The sequence below is a fragment of the Pseudoalteromonas sp. MEBiC 03485 genome (assembly GCF_004195145.1).
GTDB classification, from domain to species: Bacteria; Pseudomonadota; Gammaproteobacteria; order Enterobacterales; family Alteromonadaceae; genus Pseudoalteromonas; species Pseudoalteromonas apostichopi.
Window position 1 is genome coordinate 2,250,732 of sequence record NZ_SGBT01000001.1, and the last position, 18,361, is coordinate 2,269,092.

Sequence of the window (18,361 nt, forward strand, 5' to 3'; positions counted from 1 at the left end):
CCCTAAGGTACGAAAGTAGCAACGCCAATTTCGTTAGGGGCCGCAGCGGCCTCAGCTTCAGCAGCTTTACTTAAAATAGCTGAAGGTGCCACATCACGACGTAAGTTCATTTCTGATTCTGTACGAATTAACTCACCACGTAAAGAGTTTGGCAATGCTTCTGTAATACGTACATCAACGAATTGACCGATCACTGAGTGAGGGCCTTCAAAGTTAACCACACGGTTATTCTCGGTACGGCCACGTAATTCCATAGGATTCTTTTTAGAAGGGCCTTCAACTAGAATACGTTGTTCAGTACCAAACATTTGTCGGCTGATTTGTTGTGCCATTTGCGTAATACGATTCTGTAGAAGGTATAAACGCTCTTTTTTCTCTTGCTCTGTCACATCATCAGGTAAATCAGCAGCAGGAGTACCAGGTCGCGCACTGTAGATAAAGCTGAAGCTCATATCGAAACCAATATCATTAATTAGGTTCATGGTTGCTTCAAAGTCAGCTTTACTTTCGCCAGGGAAACCAATGATGAAGTCAGATGACATGCTTAGGTTAGGGCGAATTTTACGTAGCTTACGGATTGTAGATTTGTACTCAAGTGCAGTGTGACCACGTTTCATTAAATTAAGAATACGGTCTGAACCACTTTGTACTGGTAAGTGTAGGTGATCAACAAGCTCAGGTACGTCTGCATACGCATCAATGATATCTGGCGTAAATTCTACAGGATGCGATGTGGTGTAACGAATACGGTCAATACCGTCAATTGCAGCTACATAACGTAGTAGGTCAGAGAAGTAACAAATCTCACCGTCATGAGTTTCACCGCGATACGCATTTACGTTTTGTCCAAGTAGGTTCACTTCACGAACGCCTTGCTCTGCAAGTTGTGCTACTTCAAGTAATACGTCATCAAGTGGACGGCTTACTTCTTCACCACGCGTATAAGGTACTACGCAGAATGTACAGTATTTAGAGCAACCTTCCATAATTGATACAAACGCAGTAGGGCCTTCCGCTTTTGGCTCAGGTAAACGGTCGAACTTTTCAATCTCAGGGAATGAAACGTCAACTACCGAGCTGCTGTCGCCACTTTGCACTTGCTTAATCATTTCTGGTAAGCGGTGTAATGTTTGCGGGCCAAAGATTACATCAACAAACGGCGCACGTTGACGAATCGAGTCACCTTCTTGCGAGGCAACACAGCCACCAACACCAATGATTAATTCTGGTTTGTCGTCTTTTAACAGTTTCCAACGGCCAAGCTGATGGAATACTTTTTCTTGTGCTTTTTCACGGATTGAACAGGTATTGAGTAAGATCACGTCTGCGTCTTCAGCTTCTTCAGTTAACTGATAGCCGTTAGTCGCATCTAGTAGATCAGCCATCTTCTGAGAGTCGTACTCGTTCATCTGACAACCCCAGGTTTTAATATGCAGCTTTTTACTCATTGAAATATAGCCTCGTTTTCAATTCGGTAGTGACACAAAAATGTGTTAGAAACAGGATTAAGTGGCAGTATGCCGACCTAAAGGACGCGTATTTTAGCTGGATACCCGCACAGATCCAAGTATAGTTTTTATCTTTGTGGTGTGAAATCAAACAAGTTACTGTTTTGAAATTCATAAGCGGTAAATGCACTGACACGCAATATTGAATTACGTTACAATTTGTCGCGTATTTTAATAGCCAAATGAGCGAATATTAAATGAATAAAAATAAGGTAATAATTGTCGGTGGTGGCATGGTCGGCGCTGCTACAGCGGTAACACTGGCTAAACAGGGTAGGGATGTCACCGTCATTGAAAAGCACCTTATCGATGCTGATCACATTCTTAGTTCAGATAAAGTAGATATTCGCATTTCGGCTATTAATCGTTTTTCAGAAAATTTACTCGACGACCTAGGTGCAATGCCGTTACTTAGGCAAAATCGCATCGCGCCTTATCAACAGCTTGAAGCCTACCAGCAGCAAGACGAGAATCTATTGTTTGATTGCAAAGATATTGGCGAAACACATTTAGGTCATTTAATAGAAAATAATTTAATACAAGCCAGTCTTTGGCAACAATTTGCTAAGTACAACATTGAAGTAATAGAACAAACGTCACTAATTACAGATATTAGTCAAACGCCTGATGCAATTACCTTACATTATGGTGATACTAAATATACCGCTGATTTAGTTGTTGCTGCAGATGGCGGACAGTCCCAATTACGTACCAAAGCTGGCTTAGGTGTAACGGGTTGGCAGTACGGCCAACACTGCATGGGGGTTTTAATCAAATTAGATGCACCGCAGCAAGTAAAAACATGGCAACAATTTACCCCAACCGGACCTGTGGCATTTTTGCCAATGCAGGCACCGTATGCCAATTTAATTTGCTATCACGACGCTGCGGTATTAAAGCAATGGCATAAACTCTCAAATGAACAACTGAAAGCAAAGCTTATAGAGCACTTTCCTGAGCTACCTGGCGACTTTGAGGTACTTGAACATGCCGTTTTTCCACTTGCACGCCAACATGCTAATGATTATTCACAGGGGCGTTTAGTTTTGGTTGGCGATTCGGCTCACACAATAAACCCACTTGCAGGTCAGGGCGTGAACTTAGGTTTTCAGGATGTCGTCGCGTTGGCTGATATTTTGGCAGAACAACAGGATGTTGGTCACCATGATTTATTAAAACGCTATGAGAAAAAACGCCGTCACGCTAATTTACTAATGATGAGTATGATGGATGCGTGTTACTTTGGCTTTTCAAATGAGGTTAAACCACTTAGCTGGGTGCGCAGTAAGTTTTTAAAGCTTGCAAATAATACAGGTCCTGCAAAAAACTGGGTGTTAAAGTATGCTATCAGCGGGACATTAGATTAATACAAATTCGTAATCAATACTAACAAGCGGGTTAATGAAAATTAGCCCGTTTTTTTATGTAGATATAATCGAGTACAATTTTGAAGAAATTAGAAATTAGAAATTAGAAATTAGAAATTAGAAATTAGAAATTAGAAATTAGAAATTAGAAATTAGAAATTAGAAATTAGAAATTAGAAATTAGAAATTAGAAATTAGAAATTAGAAATTAGAAATTAGAAATTAGAAATTAGAAATTAGAAATTAGAAATTAGAAATTAGAAATTAGAAATTAGAAATTAGAAAGGGAAGTTAGTTGGCTGGGATACCAGGATTTGAACCTGGGAATGGCAGGATCAAAACCTGCTGCCTTACCGCTTGGCGATATCCCAACGCTAAACTTGAAGAGTTTTAGTTCTACTTAAGAACATGGTGCGGAAGGAGAGACTTGAACTCTCACAACCGAAGTTACTGGAACCTAAATCCAGCGCGTCTACCAATTCCGCCACTCCCGCATCAAAGAATTTGCTATTTTAAACTCTTAGCTAGAGACATTCTTCAACACTTTCTTGGTAGAGAAAGTGGCTGGGATACCAGGATTTGAACCTGGGAATGGCAGGATCAAAACCTGCTGCCTTACCGCTTGGCGATATCCCAACAAAGAATAATTTGATAGTTTTGGTTCTTATCAAGAACATGGTGCGGAAGGAGAGACTTGAACTCTCACAACCGAAGTTACTGGAACCTAAATCCAGCGCGTCTACCAATTCCGCCACTCCCGCATCAAAAGGGTTGCTACTTTCAACTCTTAGCTAGAGATATTCTTCAACACTCTCTTGGTAGAGAAAGTGGCTGGGATACCAGGATTTGAACCTGGGAATGGCAGGATCAAAACCTGCTGCCTTACCGCTTGGCGATATCCCAACAAAGAATAAGTTGATAGTTTTGGTTCTTATCAAGAACATGGTGCGGAAGGAGAGACTTGAACTCTCACAACCGAAGTTACTGGAACCTAAATCCAGCGCGTCTACCAATTCCGCCACTCCCGCATCATTTGTACTTAAAAGTACTGGTAGTTATTTTAAACTCTTCATTGAGTACAGTTTAAACTCCTGTAGAGCCATTCCAAAGAAAGAATGGTGGCTAAGACGGGATTTGAACCTGTGACCCCATCATTATGAGTGATGTGCTCTAACCAACTGAGCTACTTAGCCATTGTGGCTGGGATACCAGGATTTGAACCTGGGAATGGCAGGATCAAAACCTGCTGCCTTACCGCTTGGCGATATCCCAACAAAAGCTTGATAGTTTTAGTTCTTATCAAGAACATGGTGCGGAAGGAGAGACTTGAACTCTCACAACCGAAGTTACTGGAACCTAAATCCAGCGCGTCTACCAATTCCGCCACTCCCGCATCATTTGTACTTAAAGTACTGGTAGTTATTTTAAACTCTTCATTGAGCAACAAAAAGAATGGTGGCTAAGACGGGATTTGAACCTGTGACCCCATCATTATGAGTGATGTGCTCTAACCAACTGAGCTACTTAGCCATCTTTTTTGTTAGCACTTCATCGCTGAGTGCGGGGCGTATTATGCTGATATGACCTAAATCCGTCAACACCTTTTTTGCAAAAAAACGCTTATCTGTGTTTGTTTGCGCTAAAATTAAGCTAAGTGGCTAAATTTCATTTGAATTGCTGTTTTTTTGACAGCTATTTGCCAATTTAAAACTGCAATCTGCTTTGAGGTTGTTATTACACTGATTTAAATCTGATTGATTTTTAAACAAAAATCAAGTTGCAAAATTAGTTAGTGTGTTCTTTTAGGCTGTTTAATCGCATAAAAGTCAAAGTTAAGGGTTTTCAATAAGCACTTTAGCTAAAAATAGTTTGCACTTTTACCTATTATTGGTTCATTAATTCAGCAATAGGGTAAATTGAATTGATACTGACCTTATTAACTTTCTGGTTAAACTGTTGTTGAGATCAGCTTGCTTAACTCATATGTGTAAAAATACGATTTGCAATCAATACACGTAAATTAAAGAACATTAATCCCCTAAAGTGACAGGCATCTTTAAGACTAGCACTATCTACAAAGCTAGCAAAACTTAGGTAATAAAAAAGGCTCGTAATAACGAGCCTTTTAAAATAAAACTAGCGAAAATGCTTATACGTTAAATAAGAAGTTCATTACATCACCATCTTTAACGATGTATTCTTTACCTTCTTGGCGCATTTTACCTGCTTCTTTAGCACCACTTTCACCTTTAAACGCAATGTAGTCATCAAATGCGATAGTTTGTGCACGGATAAAGCCACGCTCAAAGTCAGTGTGGATTTTACCCGCAGCTTGTGGCGCAGTTGCACCTACAGGGATTGTCCATGCACGTACTTCTTTTACGCCTGCAGTGAAGTATGTTTGTAATTTAAGTAACTCGTAACCACCGCGGATCACTAAGTTAAGACCTGGCTCTTCTAAACCTAAGTCAGCCATAAATTCTAATTTATCTTCTTCTTCAAGCTCAGATAACTCAGATTCAATAGCAGCACATACTGGAATAACAACGGCATCTTCTGCAGCAGCAATTTCACGTACTTTATCTAGGTAAGGGTTATTTTCAAAACCATCTTCTGCTACGTTAGCAATGTACATAGTTGGTTTAATTGTTAAGAAGTTAAGAGGCTTAATTGCAGCCTGTTCTTCTTTTGTTAGTTCTAAAGAACGTAACGTTAAACCTTCATCTAGATGTACTTTCACTTTTTCTAAAACAGCATTTTGTTCTTTAGCGTCTTTGTCGCCGCCTTTAGCTTTTTTAGCATTACGTAAAATGGCTTTGTCAGCACTGTCCATATCAGCCAGTACTAATTCAGTGTTAATTACATCAATATCATCAGCAGGGTCAATTGTGCCAGCAACGTGAACAATGTTTTCATCTTCAAAACAACGAACAACATGACCAATCGCATCTGTTTCACGAATGTTTGCTAGGAACTGGTTACCTAAACCTTCACCTTTAGATGCACCTTTTACTAGACCGGCAATATCAACGAATTCCATCGTCGTTGGTAAAATACGCTGAGGATTTACGATAGCGGCTAAATCATTTAAGCGCGCATCAGGAACCGGTACCACACCCGTATTTGGTTCGATGGTACAGAAAGGGAAGTTAGCGGCTTCAATACCCGCTTTAGTTAGTGCATTAAATAGTGTTGATTTACCAACGTTTGGCAAACCAACGATGCCACATTTAAAACCCATAGTAAGATACCTTGTGTAATTTCATTAAAACGGATTAAGGTTTAAATGAATGTAGTCTGTTTTGTGCTTTTAACACACCATCTTTTGCAAGTATTTCCATACAACGAACTGCTTCGTCAACGGCGGCGTCCATTTTTTCTTGATCGTCTTTCGCAGCTTTACCTAGCACCCAGCCTGTTACCATTTCTCGGTGACCAGGATGACCAATGCCAATACGAAGACGCATGAAATCTTTTTGGTTTGCCATTTTCGCAATAATATCTTTTAAACCGTTGTGACCGCCGTGGCCACCACCTTTTTTAAGTTTTGCAATCCCTGGTTCTAAGTCCATTTCATCGTGTGCAACGAGAATGTTCTCTACAGGAATTTTAAAGAAATTAGCGAGACTACTCACCGCTTTACCACTTAAATTCATATAAGTCGTAGGGATCAGTAATTTAAATTCTTGGCCTTGAATAATCACTTTGCCAGTGAGGCCGTGATATTTTGGATCATGTTTGAGTGTGCAGTTATAACGTGCAGCCAGTTCTTCGATGAACCAAGCACCTGCATTATGGCGTGTATTTGCGTATTCGGGGCCTGGATTAGCCAGGCCCACAAGCATTTGAATAGAATTCAAGGTGTTTACACCTTAAAAATTATTCTGCAGCGTCTTCTGAAGCTTCGTCTTCAGCAGGAGCTGCTTTGTTAGCTTTGATAGTAACAACTGATTGATCGTGATCAGCGCCTTTAGCTAGCTCAACAGATGAAACACCTGAAGGAAGTTTAAGGTCAGAAAGGTGGATTGAATCACCTGCTACTAGATCAGCAACATCAACTTCTACGAACTCAGGAAGTGACTTAGGAAGACACGTGATTTCGATTTCAGTTAATTGGTGAACAACTGTGTTGCCTGCTTTAGTTACTTTGTCTTCACCGATGAAGTGTACTGGCACTTTAGTGTGAAGTTTGTGAGTAGCATCTACACGTTGGAAGTCTAAGTGAGTGATCTTAGGCTTGAACGGGTGACGTTGAATATCTTTAAGGATAGCTTCAACTGACTCGCCACCGATGTTTAAAGTAAGGATATGCGTGTAGAAACCTTCGTCTTCTTGCGCTTTGATCATATCTTTGTGTGCAAGAACGATTGATGCAGCTTCTTTGTCAGCACCGTAAAGGATTGCAGGAACTTTATCTTCACGGCGTAGGCGGCGGCTCGCACCAGTACCTGTTTCTGTACGTAATTCTGCATTGTATGTGTAAGTTGACATAATGTCTCCAATAATTAATAGTCTTAGGGCCTTTGCGACCAAGGTCCCCAGCCAAAAGGCGCGCTATCATACCACCCCTTTCAGGGAAAATAAATAACGACTACAAAAAAAGCACCTAGGCGGTGCTTTTTATAGTATTTCAGTGACTTTGATTAGTGTTCAAACATCGCTGAAATAGATTCTTCGTTGCTGATACGACGGATTGTTTCAGCAAGCATATCTGCAAGCGTGAGCACTTTGATTTTATCAATTGCTTTAAGCTCATCAGTTAATGTAATTGAGTCAGTTACGATAACTTCGTCAATCACTGAATTACGGATGTTCTCAGCTGCATCACCTGAAAGCACAGGGTGAGTTGCGTAAGCAAATACGCGTTTTGCACCGTGCTCTTTAAGTGCTGCCGCTGCCTTACATAAAGTGCCACCAGTATCGATCATATCATCAACGATGATACAGTCACGACCTTCAACGTCACCAATAATGTGCATTACTTGTGAAACGTTTGCTTGCGGACGACGCTTGTCAATAATAGCAAGGTCTGTGTCGTTTAATAGCTTAGCGATTGCACGAGCACGAACAACACCACCGATGTCAGGAGAAACAACCACAACATCATCGAAGTCGCGTTCTTTCATATCTTCAAGTAGCACTGGGCTACCAAATACGTTATCAACTGGTACGTCGAAGAAACCTTGGATTTGTTCAGCGTGTAAATCAACCGTCAGAACGCGGTCAACCCCAACACTTGAAAGGAAATCTGCAACTACTTTAGCTGTGATTGGAACACGCGCAGAACGCACGCGGCGGTCTTGACGTGAGTAACCAAAATAAGGAATAACTGCGGTAATACGTCCAGCAGATGCACGACGTAGGGCATCAACCATAACGATAAGCTCCATCAGGTTATCGTTAGTGGGGTTACAGGTTGATTGGACAATGAAAACGTCAGAGCCACGAACATTTTCATTAATTTGAACACTGATCTCACCGTCACTAAAACGGCCAACAACAGCATCGCCTAATTCAATATACAAACGTTTTGCAACTTTTTGAGCTAGCTCAGGTGTTGCGTTACCAGCGAAGAGCTTCATGTCAGGCACGGTAGGGTTCCTCAGGCACTGAATTTTGGGACTAACAGGCTATGGTAGGCACCAAAGCAGGTTAACATTTACTTGTACGTTACTTCATTTCAAAGTGAGCATTTAATGCTGTATGAGCAGGTGAAAGTGTAGCACTACTTGCAACAAAACCTGTCCATTTTTCTGGTAATTGAGCTAAAACTTGTTGTGCTTCTGCCTCGGTTGAAAACTCAGCAAAGCAGCAAGCGCCTGTACCAGTCATCTTTGACGGTGCGTATTTTAGCAACCACTGCAGGGCTTTTTCAACCTCGGGGCAGAGCTTTTTAACTAAAGCCTCACAATCGTTGCCTAAATTTTCTATTTGCCAGTCTGCTTTTAGCTTGGGAGTGTCGCGTTTTAAATCAGGGTGAGTAAAAATTTTCGCGGTGCTGACATGTTCCCCTGGATGAATAACACAAAACCAGCTTCGCGGTAATTCAACATTTTCTAACTGCTCGCCAATACCATGAGCAATCGCGCTGTGACCATTAATAAACACCGGAACATCAGCGCCTAATGTTACTCCAAGTTTTGCTAACTCTGCGAGTGATAAATCACAGCCCCATAGCTTATTGAGAGCTAATAGGGTAGTGGCCGCATCGGATGAACCACCACCGACGCCACCGCCCATAGGCAAGCGTTTTAATAATTCTATAGAAACGCCTTGTTGGCAATCACAATGCTGTTGTAATAAACGGGCTGCTTTGTATATAAGATTGTCTGTTAACTCAATGCCGCTGGTATCGCCCTTTACATTTATGTCCAGATCATTGGTCACTGTAAATGTTAAGTCATCACCAAATTCTAAAAAGGTAAATAAAGTTTCTAGTTCATGGTAGCCATCTTCACGGCGACCATTTATATGAAGAAATAAATTAAGTTTTGCTGGTGCTATTAAAGTTAGCGGGGCGGTTGAAGCTTGCGTCATTATTAATTTAACTGCCAATCATTAAGTTGAATTTTAATACGAATTTTTTGGTTTTTAAGGCTTAGCTTAACAGGAAGCCAATAGCCATTATGTTTGATGTAATTTGAATAGCTAATCTGCCATTGCTGACCATCTTGAGCTTGCCATATAAGTTTTTTTAAACGACCTTGCTCATCAAAGCTGGCTTGTTCGTTTTCTACAGTTCCTTTTAGCCATTTTGCCGCGTTATCTAATGGGATTGAAAAACCTGTTAGGCGATATAATAACATTGAGGCATCACTATCAGTATAAACATCGCCGTCATATTCAAGTTCAGCACCTTGTGCATTTTGTTTTAAAGATAGGATGCGAGTACCAATAAAACTGGTGAGTACCATTTCACTGTGCTGCTCATCGTGCTGCCAATTTAAATTGGCGGATTGGCGTTGCTCTGTACTAATAAATGCCATTTTGCCTTGTACTTGCCACTGAGCTTGTTGTTCTAATCGGCTTTTCCAGTCGGGATAAATGTAATCAACTGTTGAAATTTTTTGCGCACAGCCACCTATAAATAAAAAAAATATGAATAAAATCAAATATTGTTTAATCAAATGTCGTTCCTTACTTTCCATATTCCGCTGATTTTTGGTAAAATTAACGCCTTTACAGCTGGGCTTAGCAATATTTGGTACATATGACCATCGTAGCACTTGGTATAAATCACAAAACCGCATCCGTAGAATTACGTGAAAAAGTCGCTTTTTCGCCAGAGCAAATGTCTGAGGCGTTGCAGCAATTAAGTGGTCACTCGCATTTTAATGAGGCGGTTATTGTTTCGACCTGCAACCGAACTGAAATCTATTGTAGCCTTGCCGAGCGTAATTCCCAAACCCTGTTACACTGGTTAGCCAGTTTCCATGGGTTGGATGAACAGGAACTGAGCAATAATGTTTATTATCATGAAGATCATGAAGCAATTAACCATTTAATGCGGGTTTCATGTGGTTTAGATTCGTTAGTACTCGGTGAGCCGCAAATTTTAGGGCAAATAAAGCAAGCTTACCATAATGCGAAAACCCATGATGCGATAGGTGTAACCTTCGACCGTTTATTTCAAAAAACATTTTCAGTTGCAAAACAAGTTCGTACCGAAACTGATATTGGTGCCAGTGCGGTATCTGTTGCTTATGCAGCTGTTAATCTTGCTAAGCACATTTATGGCAAATTAGATAAAACCAATGTATTGCTTATTGGGGCAGGTGAGACGATAGAGCTGGTTGCTAAACACTTATACCAAAATGATCCGCAAAAAATAACAGTTGCTAACCGTACTATTGAACGAGCTAAAACGTTAGCAGATGATGTTAATGCGGATGTCATTGCATTAGCTCAGTTACCTGAGCGTTTACATGATGCAGATATTGTAATTAGTTCAACCGCCAGTACTTTGCCCATCATTGGTAAAGGGGTAGTAGAACAAGCGCTGAAAAAGCGCCGTCACAAACCAATGTTATTTATTGATATTGCAGTACCACGTGATATCGAGAGCCAAGTAGGCGAATTAGATGCGGCCTATTTGTATTCAGTTGATGACTTACAAGCCATTGTAAGCGAGAATATCGCCGCCCGTGAGCAGGCTGCTGAGCAAGCACAAGCTATTATTCGCTCACGTACCGATGAATTTGCTATGTGGTTGCGTTCACTCGATTCGGTGGATTTAATTCGCCATTATCGCAACGATGTACAAGATATAAAGTCAGAACTAGTCGAAAAAGCCTTAGGCCAGCTGCAAGCAGGTAAAGAAGCTGAAAAAGTTATACTCGAGTTGGCAAACAAACTGACCAACCGCTTGATGCACGCACCTACCCGTGCCATTCAAGATGCTGCTAAAAAAGGTGAAGCAGCGGAGTTAAGCCAATTAAAGAAAATGTTAGGTATTGATCAGGAATAGTCGTTAAATGAAAGAGTCTGTTTATAGAAAATTAGAAACCTTAGTTGAGCGTTATGAGGAAGTGCAAGCGCTACTAAGCGACCCCTCTGTGATCAGCGACCAAAATCGCTTTCGTGCCTTATCTAAAGAATACTCAGAATTAGAAGAAATCGTAAAAGCATTTTTAGCTTACCAACAAGCACAAGATGATGTTGCTACTGCTGAAGAAATGTTAAAAGACTCTGATCCTGATATGCGTGAAATGGCGCAAGAAGAATATAAAGAAGCAAAAGCACAAATAATTGCTTTAGAAGACGAAATCCAAATTCTAATGTTACCTAAGGACCCTAAAGACAATAATAACGTCTACCTAGAGGTTCGTGCCGGTACCGGTGGTGACGAAGCTGCTATCTTCGCAGGTGACTTATTCCGTATGTACAGTCGCTACGCTGAAACTAAAAAGTGGAAGGTGGAAGTGGTTAGTACTAATGAAGGTGAGCACGGCGGTTATAAAGAAGTGATTGCACATATCTCAGGTGAAGGTGTTTATGGTCAGCTTAAGTTCGAATCAGGTGCGCACCGTGTACAACGTGTACCAGAGACAGAATCGCAAGGCCGTGTTCATACATCTGCGTGTACTGTAGCAGTCATGGCTGAAATCCCTGAAGCGGAAGCAATTGAGATTAATCCTGCGGATATTAAAGTAGATACTTTCCGTGCATCGGGTGCCGGTGGTCAGCACGTAAATAAAACCGACTCAGCAATCCGTATTACGCATATTCCAACGGGCGTAGTTGTAGAGTGTCAGGATGAACGTTCACAGCATAAAAACCGTGCTAAAGCGATGTCAGTACTTGGTGCGCGCTTACAACAAGCTGAAGATGAAAAGCGTCAAGCGGCTGAAGCATCAGAGCGTCGTAACCTAGTAGGTAGTGGTGACCGTTCTGAGCGTATTCGTACTTATAATTACCCGCAGGGTCGTATCACAGATCACCGTATTAATTTAACGCTTTACCGTTTAAATGAAGTAGTTGCAGGTGATTTGGGCAGTGTTATTGAACCTCTAATGCAAGAACACCAAGCTGATTTACTTGCTGCGATGGGCGATGAATAATCGTGCCGCAAAGCATTGAACAAGCAATTGTTGCTGCAACGGCGTTATTAACGCCTAGCAGCGACAGTGCTAAGCTAGACGCACAAGTCCTCTTATTATCCATTCTTGATAAACCACGCAGTTACTTATTTACCTGGCCAGAAAAACAACTTACCGAACAGCAACAACTTGATTTTGAAAAAGCATGTCAGCGCCGTTTAAATGGTGAACCTGTTGCTCACATTGTTGGCTTTCGTGAATTTTGGAGCCTTCCTTTGAAGGTTAACCCAACGACTTTGATCCCAAGACCCGATACCGAAACTTTAGTTGAGTATGCTTTAGGTCTTGAATTACCTGCTGATGCCAAGGTGCTTGATTTAGGCACGGGAACAGGGGCAATTGCCTTAGCATTAGCCAGTGAAATGCCAAATTGGCAGGTGACAGGGGTTGATAGAGTTGCTGATGCAGTTGAGCTTGCCCAAGAGAACAAACAACGACTTAGTATTTACAACGCCACTTTTACGTTGAGCAATTGGTTTAGTGCAGTAAGTACAGAAAAGTTTGACCTAATTGTCAGCAATCCTCCGTATATTGAACATGATGATGAGCACTTAAGCCAAGGTGATGTTCGCTTTGAACCGCTCTCTGCATTAGTTGCAGATGATGACGGTATGGCTGATATTAAACAAATTATTACTAGCGCGCGTGACTATTTAACGACAAATGGCTATCTTTTAATTGAACATGGCTACAAACAAAGTGTGAAGGTACAAGAATTTTTTGCACAAATGTCGTATAGCCATATACTTACAATTAAAGATCTTGGCGGTAATGACCGTGTAACCTTAGCACAATGGCCTAAATAATCATGAAGAGCACTGTGCGTACATAGCCTTTGAGGGTCCCATACAATGGATGATTTTTTGTTTTCGGATGAAGCACTTGATGAAGTTAATGAGGTGGTTCAGGGTAGTTGGAAAGTCATCATCGTCGATGATGAGCCAGAAGTACATGCCGTAACAAAGCTTGCGTTGAGTGACTTTGAATTTCAAGATAAACGCTTAGAGTTTATTAGTGCCTATTCGGGTGAAGAAGCCAAAGAGGTAATTGAGCAGCATCCAGATGCTGCCATCGTATTACTTGATGTGGTAATGGAAACTGACGACGCAGGCCTTAAAGTTGCTAAGTTTATTCGCGAAACTGCAAAAAATAATCACATTCGTATCATTCTTCGTACCGGTCAGCCAGGTCAAGCACCTGAGCGACAAGTGATAGTTAACTACGATATCAATGACTACAAGTCAAAAACTGAGCTAACTGCACAGAAACTTTTTACCGTGGTTATGTCGAGTTTACGTTCTTACCGTGACATTTTATCGATTGAGCAATCTCGTCAAGGCCTTGAAAAAATTATTAAAGCATCACGTGATATTTTCTCAACTCATTCACTTGAGAGCTTTATTGAAGGGGTGATGCAACAACTCACCTCATTACTCGGTACTGTAGATCAAGCAATGTATGCAACAAGCTTAGTTGCCAGTAACCCGCAGGATAATCAAAAGAAGTTAGTGGTATTTTCGGGGCGTGGTGAGTTTGAACGTAGTGAAGGTAAGGCTATCGAAGAAGTCCTAGATAATGAGCAGTTGCAAGCCTGCCAGCAAGCACTGAACGAAAAAACCATCGTCTACCGTGAAAATTATTTATTTGCTTATTGTTGTAGTGAATGTAATCACAACTCGATGTTATTTATTTCCGGTATCCCTAAGCATTTAACAGACACTCAGCGTCATCTGATTGAAATTTTTTCACAAAATGTGCAGTTGGCGTATGAAAATGTACAGTTACAATCTGAAATTGAAGCAACACAGCAAGAGTTAGTATTTAGGCTTAGTGAAGCGTTAGAGCAACGCTCAACGGAAACCGGTAACCATGTAAAACGTGTTTCGCACATTTGCTATGAATTGGCCTTGGGCTATGGTTTACCTAAACGCGAAGCTGAACTTATTCGCTTAGCAGCGCCCCTACATGATGTAGGTAAAGTGGGTATTCCTGATGCAATTTTAAATAAGCCAGGGCCGCTCAACGACGAAGAATGGGCTATCATGCAGCAGCATGCTGAAAAAGGTCATTTAATTTTAAAAGATTCAAATCGTGACATTGTTAATACAGGAGCCATTATTGCTTTATCACATCATGAGCGTTGGGATGGTTCAGGCTATCCGAAAGGTTTAAAAGGTGAGGAAATTCCAATTGCAGGTCGCATTGTAGCATTAGCTGATGTGTTTGATGCGCTACGTCATAAACGCTGTTATAAAGAGCCGTGGTCACTTGAAGATGTAATCAAGGAAATTAACTCGCAACAGGGCAAACAATTTGATCCGAAGTTAATTGAAGTGTTTAATCAGCGGGTTAAAGAAATAGAAGACGTACTTGTACGTTATCCAGATTAATTAAAACAAAATTAGGGGCATATGGATTATTTAGCAGTAAAACATACTCACATGCTGTTTGCCGTGTTGAGTATTATCTTATTTTACGTTCGTTCGTTTTCACGCTTAAAATCGGGCACTTTGGCAAAAAATAAAGTGGTATTTATTGGTAGTCATAGTATCGACACTTTACTGCTAGTTTCTGCAGTGGTATTGATTGTGATGGCAGGATTTAACCCTTTAGAGCAGTCTTGGTTATTAGAAAAGATAATCTTAGTTATTGCATACATTGTGTTAGGTGTTGTTGCTGCTAAGCAAAATGCAAAAAGTGCGAAGCTCGTATTACTTGTAATCACCACACTCATCTTATTGGCAATTGGCTATTTAGCCTCTGCTAAAACAGCACTTCTTCTTTAAGAATCTCTAAGCGGTATTTGATGGCCTAGGTTGTCATACCGCTTTTTTATATCTCATCGCTCAGTATTGGTAACTTAGGGGAAAAGTAGGTAAACTAGCTGTTCGTTTTTGTAAGAGATGTAGCAGTATAAATGACCACCCCTTGGTTTGAAGATCAAAATGAATCCTATCAAGAAGAGGCCTTTGACGCATTTTCTTCGAAAGTGCTTTATCGTTGTATCGATGCTGAATTGAAGTGGGATCATCAAGCTGATTTAACAGCCTGTTATGACACCCTCAATGAGCTTGAAGACACGGTAACAGCTCTTTGCGCTGAATTAAAAGAGCCACATGAGCGTCTCGATAAGTTACTTGATACCTTTTATCAACAATGGCTATTTAGCTCATCAAGCTTAAAAGTGCCTGAGTATACGTTAAATAGTTTTAGCTACACCATTACCATGCGCAGTGGTACACAAACCACGCTGGCAGTTTTACTTTGTCATTTATTGCAACATGCTGAATTGGACGCGACTGTTACTCTTAGTCAAGGAGACGTGCACGTTCATGTTGGTATGAGTGATGAAGAAGGTTATTTAATTGAGCCCAGCACGGGACAGCAGAGCTGGTATATAACACCAGAGAATGCGTGTGAAGAAAATGGTGATGAACAAGAACCTCTTGAGCTGATTTTTGATGAAGAGCTATATAAATTATATTTAGCTCAGCAAAAATGGTCTTTTATTAGCGAAAGTAAATTTGGTCATGCTTTGCATTGTGTTGAAATGTTGATGGAATTACTTGGTGATGACCCTTATGAGCGTCGTGACCGTGGTTATTTACTTAATCAGCTAGATTGCCCAAAAATGGCCCGCGATGATTTGCAGTACTTTATTAACGAGTGCCCAGATGATCCTGCTATCGAAGTTATTCAGCATCAAATTGCTGAAATAGAAGACAACAATAATACACACCACTAATTTTAAAGGAACATTTATGACTGACGCCCACAGTGCGCTAATTACCAATGACGCAGTCGTACTTGGTTTGCTTGCCGTTATTTTGGGGTTTATTTTTAAAACCTCTCACAGTAATAATGCTGCGTGCCAAAAATTTTATAAATACGTACCGGCATTATTACTTTGCTACTTTTTACCATCATTACTGAATACCTTTGGTATTGTTGATGGTCACTCTTCAAATGTTTATTTTGTTGCATCACGTTATTTACTGCCAGCCTGCTTAATATTGCTGACCATTAGTATTGATTTAAAAGCCATTATTAACCTTGGCCCTAAAGCATTAATAATGTTTTTAACGGGTACCATGGGTATCGTTATTGGTGGACCACTCGCTATCTTAGTAATGAGTGCGGTTTACCCTGAAGCTGTCGGAGGCCATGGCCCTGATGCTGTATGGCGCGGTATGACGACCATTGCTGGTAGCTGGATTGGTGGTGGTGCAAACCAAGCATCAATGAAAGAAATGTTTGAAGTGGGCGGTGATATTTTCTCTGCAATGGTAACTGTTGATGTCATCGTGGCGAACTTATGGATGGCGGTGTTGTTATTAATGGCAGCTAATCATAAGGCGATTGATGCCAAAACAGGGGCAGATACTCGTGCAATTGAAGATTTAAAAGAGCGCGTTGAAAAGTATCATGCTGAGCATGCGCGTATGCCAACCTTAAATGATTACATGACGATTATTGCTATTGCCTTTGGTATTACTGGCCTTGCTCATTTTTGTGCAGACTTTTTAGGTCCGTTTTTTGGGGCTAATTTCCCTTGGGCGCAAGAGTATAGTTTAAATAGTAAATTCTTTTGGTTGATTGTTATTTCTACCACCATAGGTATTAGTTTATCATTTACTAAAGTTCGCCATATTGAAGCCTTTGGTGCTTCAAAAGTAGCATCAAGCTTTTTATATATTCTTGTTGCTTCAATTGGTTTACATATGAATATTACCGCGATTTTTGACTCGCCAATGTATTTTGTACTGGGCGCGATTTGGATGATTACTCATGCAAGCTTAATGTTAATCGTCGCGAAACTAATTAAAGCACCACTGTTTTATATGGCAGTAGGCTCTCAAGCGAATGTAGGCGGCGCAGCATCTGCACCTGTTGTTGCATCAGCATTCCACCCGTCTCTCGCGCCAGTAGGTGTTTTACTTGCTGTTTTGGGTTACGGTGTAGGTACTTACATGGCTTATATTTGTGGATTAATGCTTCAAGCTGTTGCACCTTAAGGAATAGAAATGAACAACCAGTTAATTAAAATTAACGACATTGAATTAGCCAACAACAAGCCATTTGTGCTGTTTGGTGGTATGAATGTACTTGAATCACGTGATTTAGCGATGCGTATTGCTGAGCATTACGTAGAAGTAACATCAAAGCTAAACATTCCATATGTGTTTAAAGCATCTTTTGATAAAGCAAACCGCTCTTCAATTAATTCATACCGTGGCCCAGGTATGGAAGAAGGTTTAAAAATATTTGAAGAAATTAAATCTACTTTCAATGTGCCTTTAATCACTGATGTACATGAGCCTCATCAAGCCGCACCTGTGGCTGAAGTTGTTGATGTTATTCAATTACCTGCTTTTCTTGCTCGACAAACTGATTTAGTAGTTGCTATGGCAAAAACTGGCGCCATTATCAACGTGAAAAAACCACAGTTTTTAGCGCCACATGAAATGCGCCATATCATTAAAAAGTTTAATGAAGCGGGCAACAACAACGTTGCGCTGTGTGAACGTGGCACAAGCTTTGGTTATAACAACCTAGTGGTTGATATGCTAGGTATGGATGACATGAAGCCTATGGCGCCGGTTATCTTTGATGCAACACACGCATTACAGCGTCCTGGTGGTCGTGCTGACTCTGCGGATGGTCGCCGTGCACAAGCTGCAGAGCTTGCGCGTAGTGGTATGGCATTAGGTATTGCAGGTCTGTTCATTGAAGCACACCCTAATCCTAATGAAGCAAAATGTGATGGTCCTTGTGCACTTGCACTAAGTAAACTAGAAGGTTATTTATCGCAAATGAAAGCGGTTGATGACTTGGTTAAGAGCTTTGCACCACTAGATACTAGCGCTAGTGACTTGTAATCTTGCTA

The 18,361-nt window shown here is 40.8% G+C and carries 16 protein-coding genes and 10 tRNA genes; 9 read left to right on the top strand and 17 right to left on the bottom strand.

Annotated features, from left to right (window positions below; translation table 11 throughout):
• Positions 1-2: 2 nt before the first annotated feature.
• On the bottom strand, positions 3-1,448 hold the full coding sequence (gene miaB, locus EVU92_RS10395; protein ID WP_130051173.1) for a tRNA (N6-isopentenyl adenosine(37)-C2)-methylthiotransferase MiaB: 1,446 nt from the start codon (positions 1,446-1,448) through the stop codon (positions 3-5).
• A gap of 257 nt (positions 1,449-1,705) precedes the next feature.
• Between miaB and EVU92_RS10400 the strand changes: the two genes are divergently transcribed.
• Positions 1,706-2,875 carry an FAD-dependent oxidoreductase gene (locus tag EVU92_RS10400; RefSeq protein WP_130051174.1) on the top strand — a complete coding sequence of 390 codons (1,170 nt, stop codon included), beginning with the start codon at positions 1,706-1,708 and terminating at the stop codon, positions 2,873-2,875.
• Positions 2,876-3,171: 296 nt separating this feature from the next.
• Here EVU92_RS10400 and EVU92_RS10405 read toward each other — a convergent pair.
• The 16 genes from EVU92_RS10405 to lolB form a co-directional block, all read right to left on the bottom strand.
• A tRNA-Gln gene (locus EVU92_RS10405) sits at positions 3,172-3,246 on the bottom strand.
• Positions 3,247-3,284: 38 nt separating this feature from the next.
• Positions 3,285-3,369 (bottom strand) — tRNA-Leu (locus tag EVU92_RS10410).
• Positions 3,370-3,436: 67 nt separating this feature from the next.
• Positions 3,437-3,511: transfer RNA gene (locus EVU92_RS10415), tRNA-Gln, on the bottom strand.
• Between the two features lie 40 nt (positions 3,512-3,551).
• Positions 3,552-3,636, bottom strand: a tRNA-Leu gene (locus EVU92_RS10420).
• 67 nt (positions 3,637-3,703) lie between these two features.
• A tRNA-Gln gene (locus EVU92_RS10425) sits at positions 3,704-3,778 on the bottom strand.
• Between the two features lie 40 nt (positions 3,779-3,818).
• Positions 3,819-3,903, bottom strand: a tRNA-Leu gene (locus EVU92_RS10430).
• A gap of 88 nt (positions 3,904-3,991) precedes the next feature.
• A tRNA-Met gene (locus EVU92_RS10435) sits at positions 3,992-4,068 on the bottom strand.
• 4 nt (positions 4,069-4,072) lie between these two features.
• Positions 4,073-4,147: transfer RNA gene (locus EVU92_RS10440), tRNA-Gln, on the bottom strand.
• Between the two features lie 36 nt (positions 4,148-4,183).
• Positions 4,184-4,268, bottom strand: a tRNA-Leu gene (locus tag EVU92_RS10445).
• A 60-nt stretch (positions 4,269-4,328) separates the two neighbouring features.
• Positions 4,329-4,405 (bottom strand) — tRNA-Met (locus EVU92_RS10450).
• Positions 4,406-5,024: 619 nt separating this feature from the next.
• Positions 5,025-6,116 carry a redox-regulated ATPase YchF gene (gene ychF, locus EVU92_RS10455; RefSeq protein ID WP_130051175.1) on the bottom strand — a complete coding sequence of 364 codons (1,092 nt, stop codon included), beginning with the start codon at positions 6,114-6,116 and terminating at the stop codon, positions 5,025-5,027.
• 34 nt (positions 6,117-6,150) lie between these two features.
• Positions 6,151-6,735, bottom strand: a complete 585-nt coding sequence (pth, locus tag EVU92_RS10460) for an aminoacyl-tRNA hydrolase (protein WP_105174586.1) — start codon at positions 6,733-6,735, stop codon at positions 6,151-6,153.
• A 19-nt stretch (positions 6,736-6,754) separates the two neighbouring features.
• Positions 6,755-7,366: a 50S ribosomal protein L25/general stress protein Ctc gene (locus tag EVU92_RS10465; protein WP_130051176.1), complete on the bottom strand. Its 612-nt coding sequence runs from the start codon at positions 7,364-7,366 to the stop codon at positions 6,755-6,757.
• A 152-nt stretch (positions 7,367-7,518) separates the two neighbouring features.
• A complete protein-coding gene (locus tag EVU92_RS10470; protein WP_130051177.1) occupies positions 7,519-8,466 on the bottom strand; it encodes a ribose-phosphate pyrophosphokinase in 948 nt (315 codons plus the stop codon).
• A 79-nt stretch (positions 8,467-8,545) separates the two neighbouring features.
• Complete coding sequence (gene ispE / locus EVU92_RS10475) at positions 8,546-9,412, bottom strand: 4-(cytidine 5'-diphospho)-2-C-methyl-D-erythritol kinase (protein ID WP_130051178.1); 867 nt, start codon at positions 9,410-9,412, stop codon at positions 8,546-8,548.
• Between the two features lie 2 nt (positions 9,413-9,414).
• The gene (gene lolB / locus EVU92_RS10480; protein ID WP_130051179.1) at positions 9,415-10,002 is read right to left on the bottom strand and encodes a lipoprotein insertase outer membrane protein LolB; all 588 of its coding nucleotides are present in this window, start codon (positions 10,000-10,002) and stop codon (positions 9,415-9,417) included.
• Between the two features lie 83 nt (positions 10,003-10,085).
• Between lolB and hemA the strand changes: the two genes are divergently transcribed.
• From hemA to kdsA, 8 genes are all read left to right on the top strand, one after another.
• Positions 10,086-11,342: a glutamyl-tRNA reductase gene (gene hemA / locus EVU92_RS10485; protein WP_175580517.1), complete on the top strand. Its 1,257-nt coding sequence runs from the start codon at positions 10,086-10,088 to the stop codon at positions 11,340-11,342.
• Positions 11,343-11,349: 7 nt separating this feature from the next.
• Positions 11,350-12,435, top strand: coding sequence for a peptide chain release factor 1 (gene prfA / locus EVU92_RS10490; protein ID WP_054551648.1), 1,086 nt, complete (start codon positions 11,350-11,352; stop codon positions 12,433-12,435).
• 2 nt (positions 12,436-12,437) lie between these two features.
• Positions 12,438-13,280, top strand: coding sequence for a peptide chain release factor N(5)-glutamine methyltransferase (prmC, locus tag EVU92_RS10495; protein ID WP_130051181.1), 843 nt, complete (start codon positions 12,438-12,440; stop codon positions 13,278-13,280).
• Positions 13,281-13,325: 45 nt separating this feature from the next.
• Positions 13,326-14,864: a response regulator gene (locus EVU92_RS10500; protein WP_130051182.1), complete on the top strand. Its 1,539-nt coding sequence runs from the start codon at positions 13,326-13,328 to the stop codon at positions 14,862-14,864.
• Positions 14,865-14,885: 21 nt separating this feature from the next.
• Positions 14,886-15,260 (top strand): SirB2 family protein, encoded by a 375-nt coding sequence (locus EVU92_RS10505; RefSeq protein WP_130051183.1) that lies wholly within the window; start codon positions 14,886-14,888, stop codon positions 15,258-15,260.
• A 131-nt stretch (positions 15,261-15,391) separates the two neighbouring features.
• Positions 15,392-16,219 carry a tetratricopeptide repeat protein gene (locus EVU92_RS10510; protein WP_130051184.1) on the top strand — a complete coding sequence of 276 codons (828 nt, stop codon included), beginning with the start codon at positions 15,392-15,394 and terminating at the stop codon, positions 16,217-16,219.
• Between the two features lie 16 nt (positions 16,220-16,235).
• Positions 16,236-17,489 (top strand): DUF819 family protein, encoded by a 1,254-nt coding sequence (locus EVU92_RS10515; RefSeq protein ID WP_130051185.1) that lies wholly within the window; start codon positions 16,236-16,238, stop codon positions 17,487-17,489.
• 9 nt (positions 17,490-17,498) lie between these two features.
• Positions 17,499-18,353 carry a 3-deoxy-8-phosphooctulonate synthase gene (gene kdsA, locus EVU92_RS10520; RefSeq protein ID WP_130051186.1) on the top strand — a complete coding sequence of 285 codons (855 nt, stop codon included), beginning with the start codon at positions 17,499-17,501 and terminating at the stop codon, positions 18,351-18,353.
• Positions 18,354-18,361 lie beyond the last annotated feature (8 nt).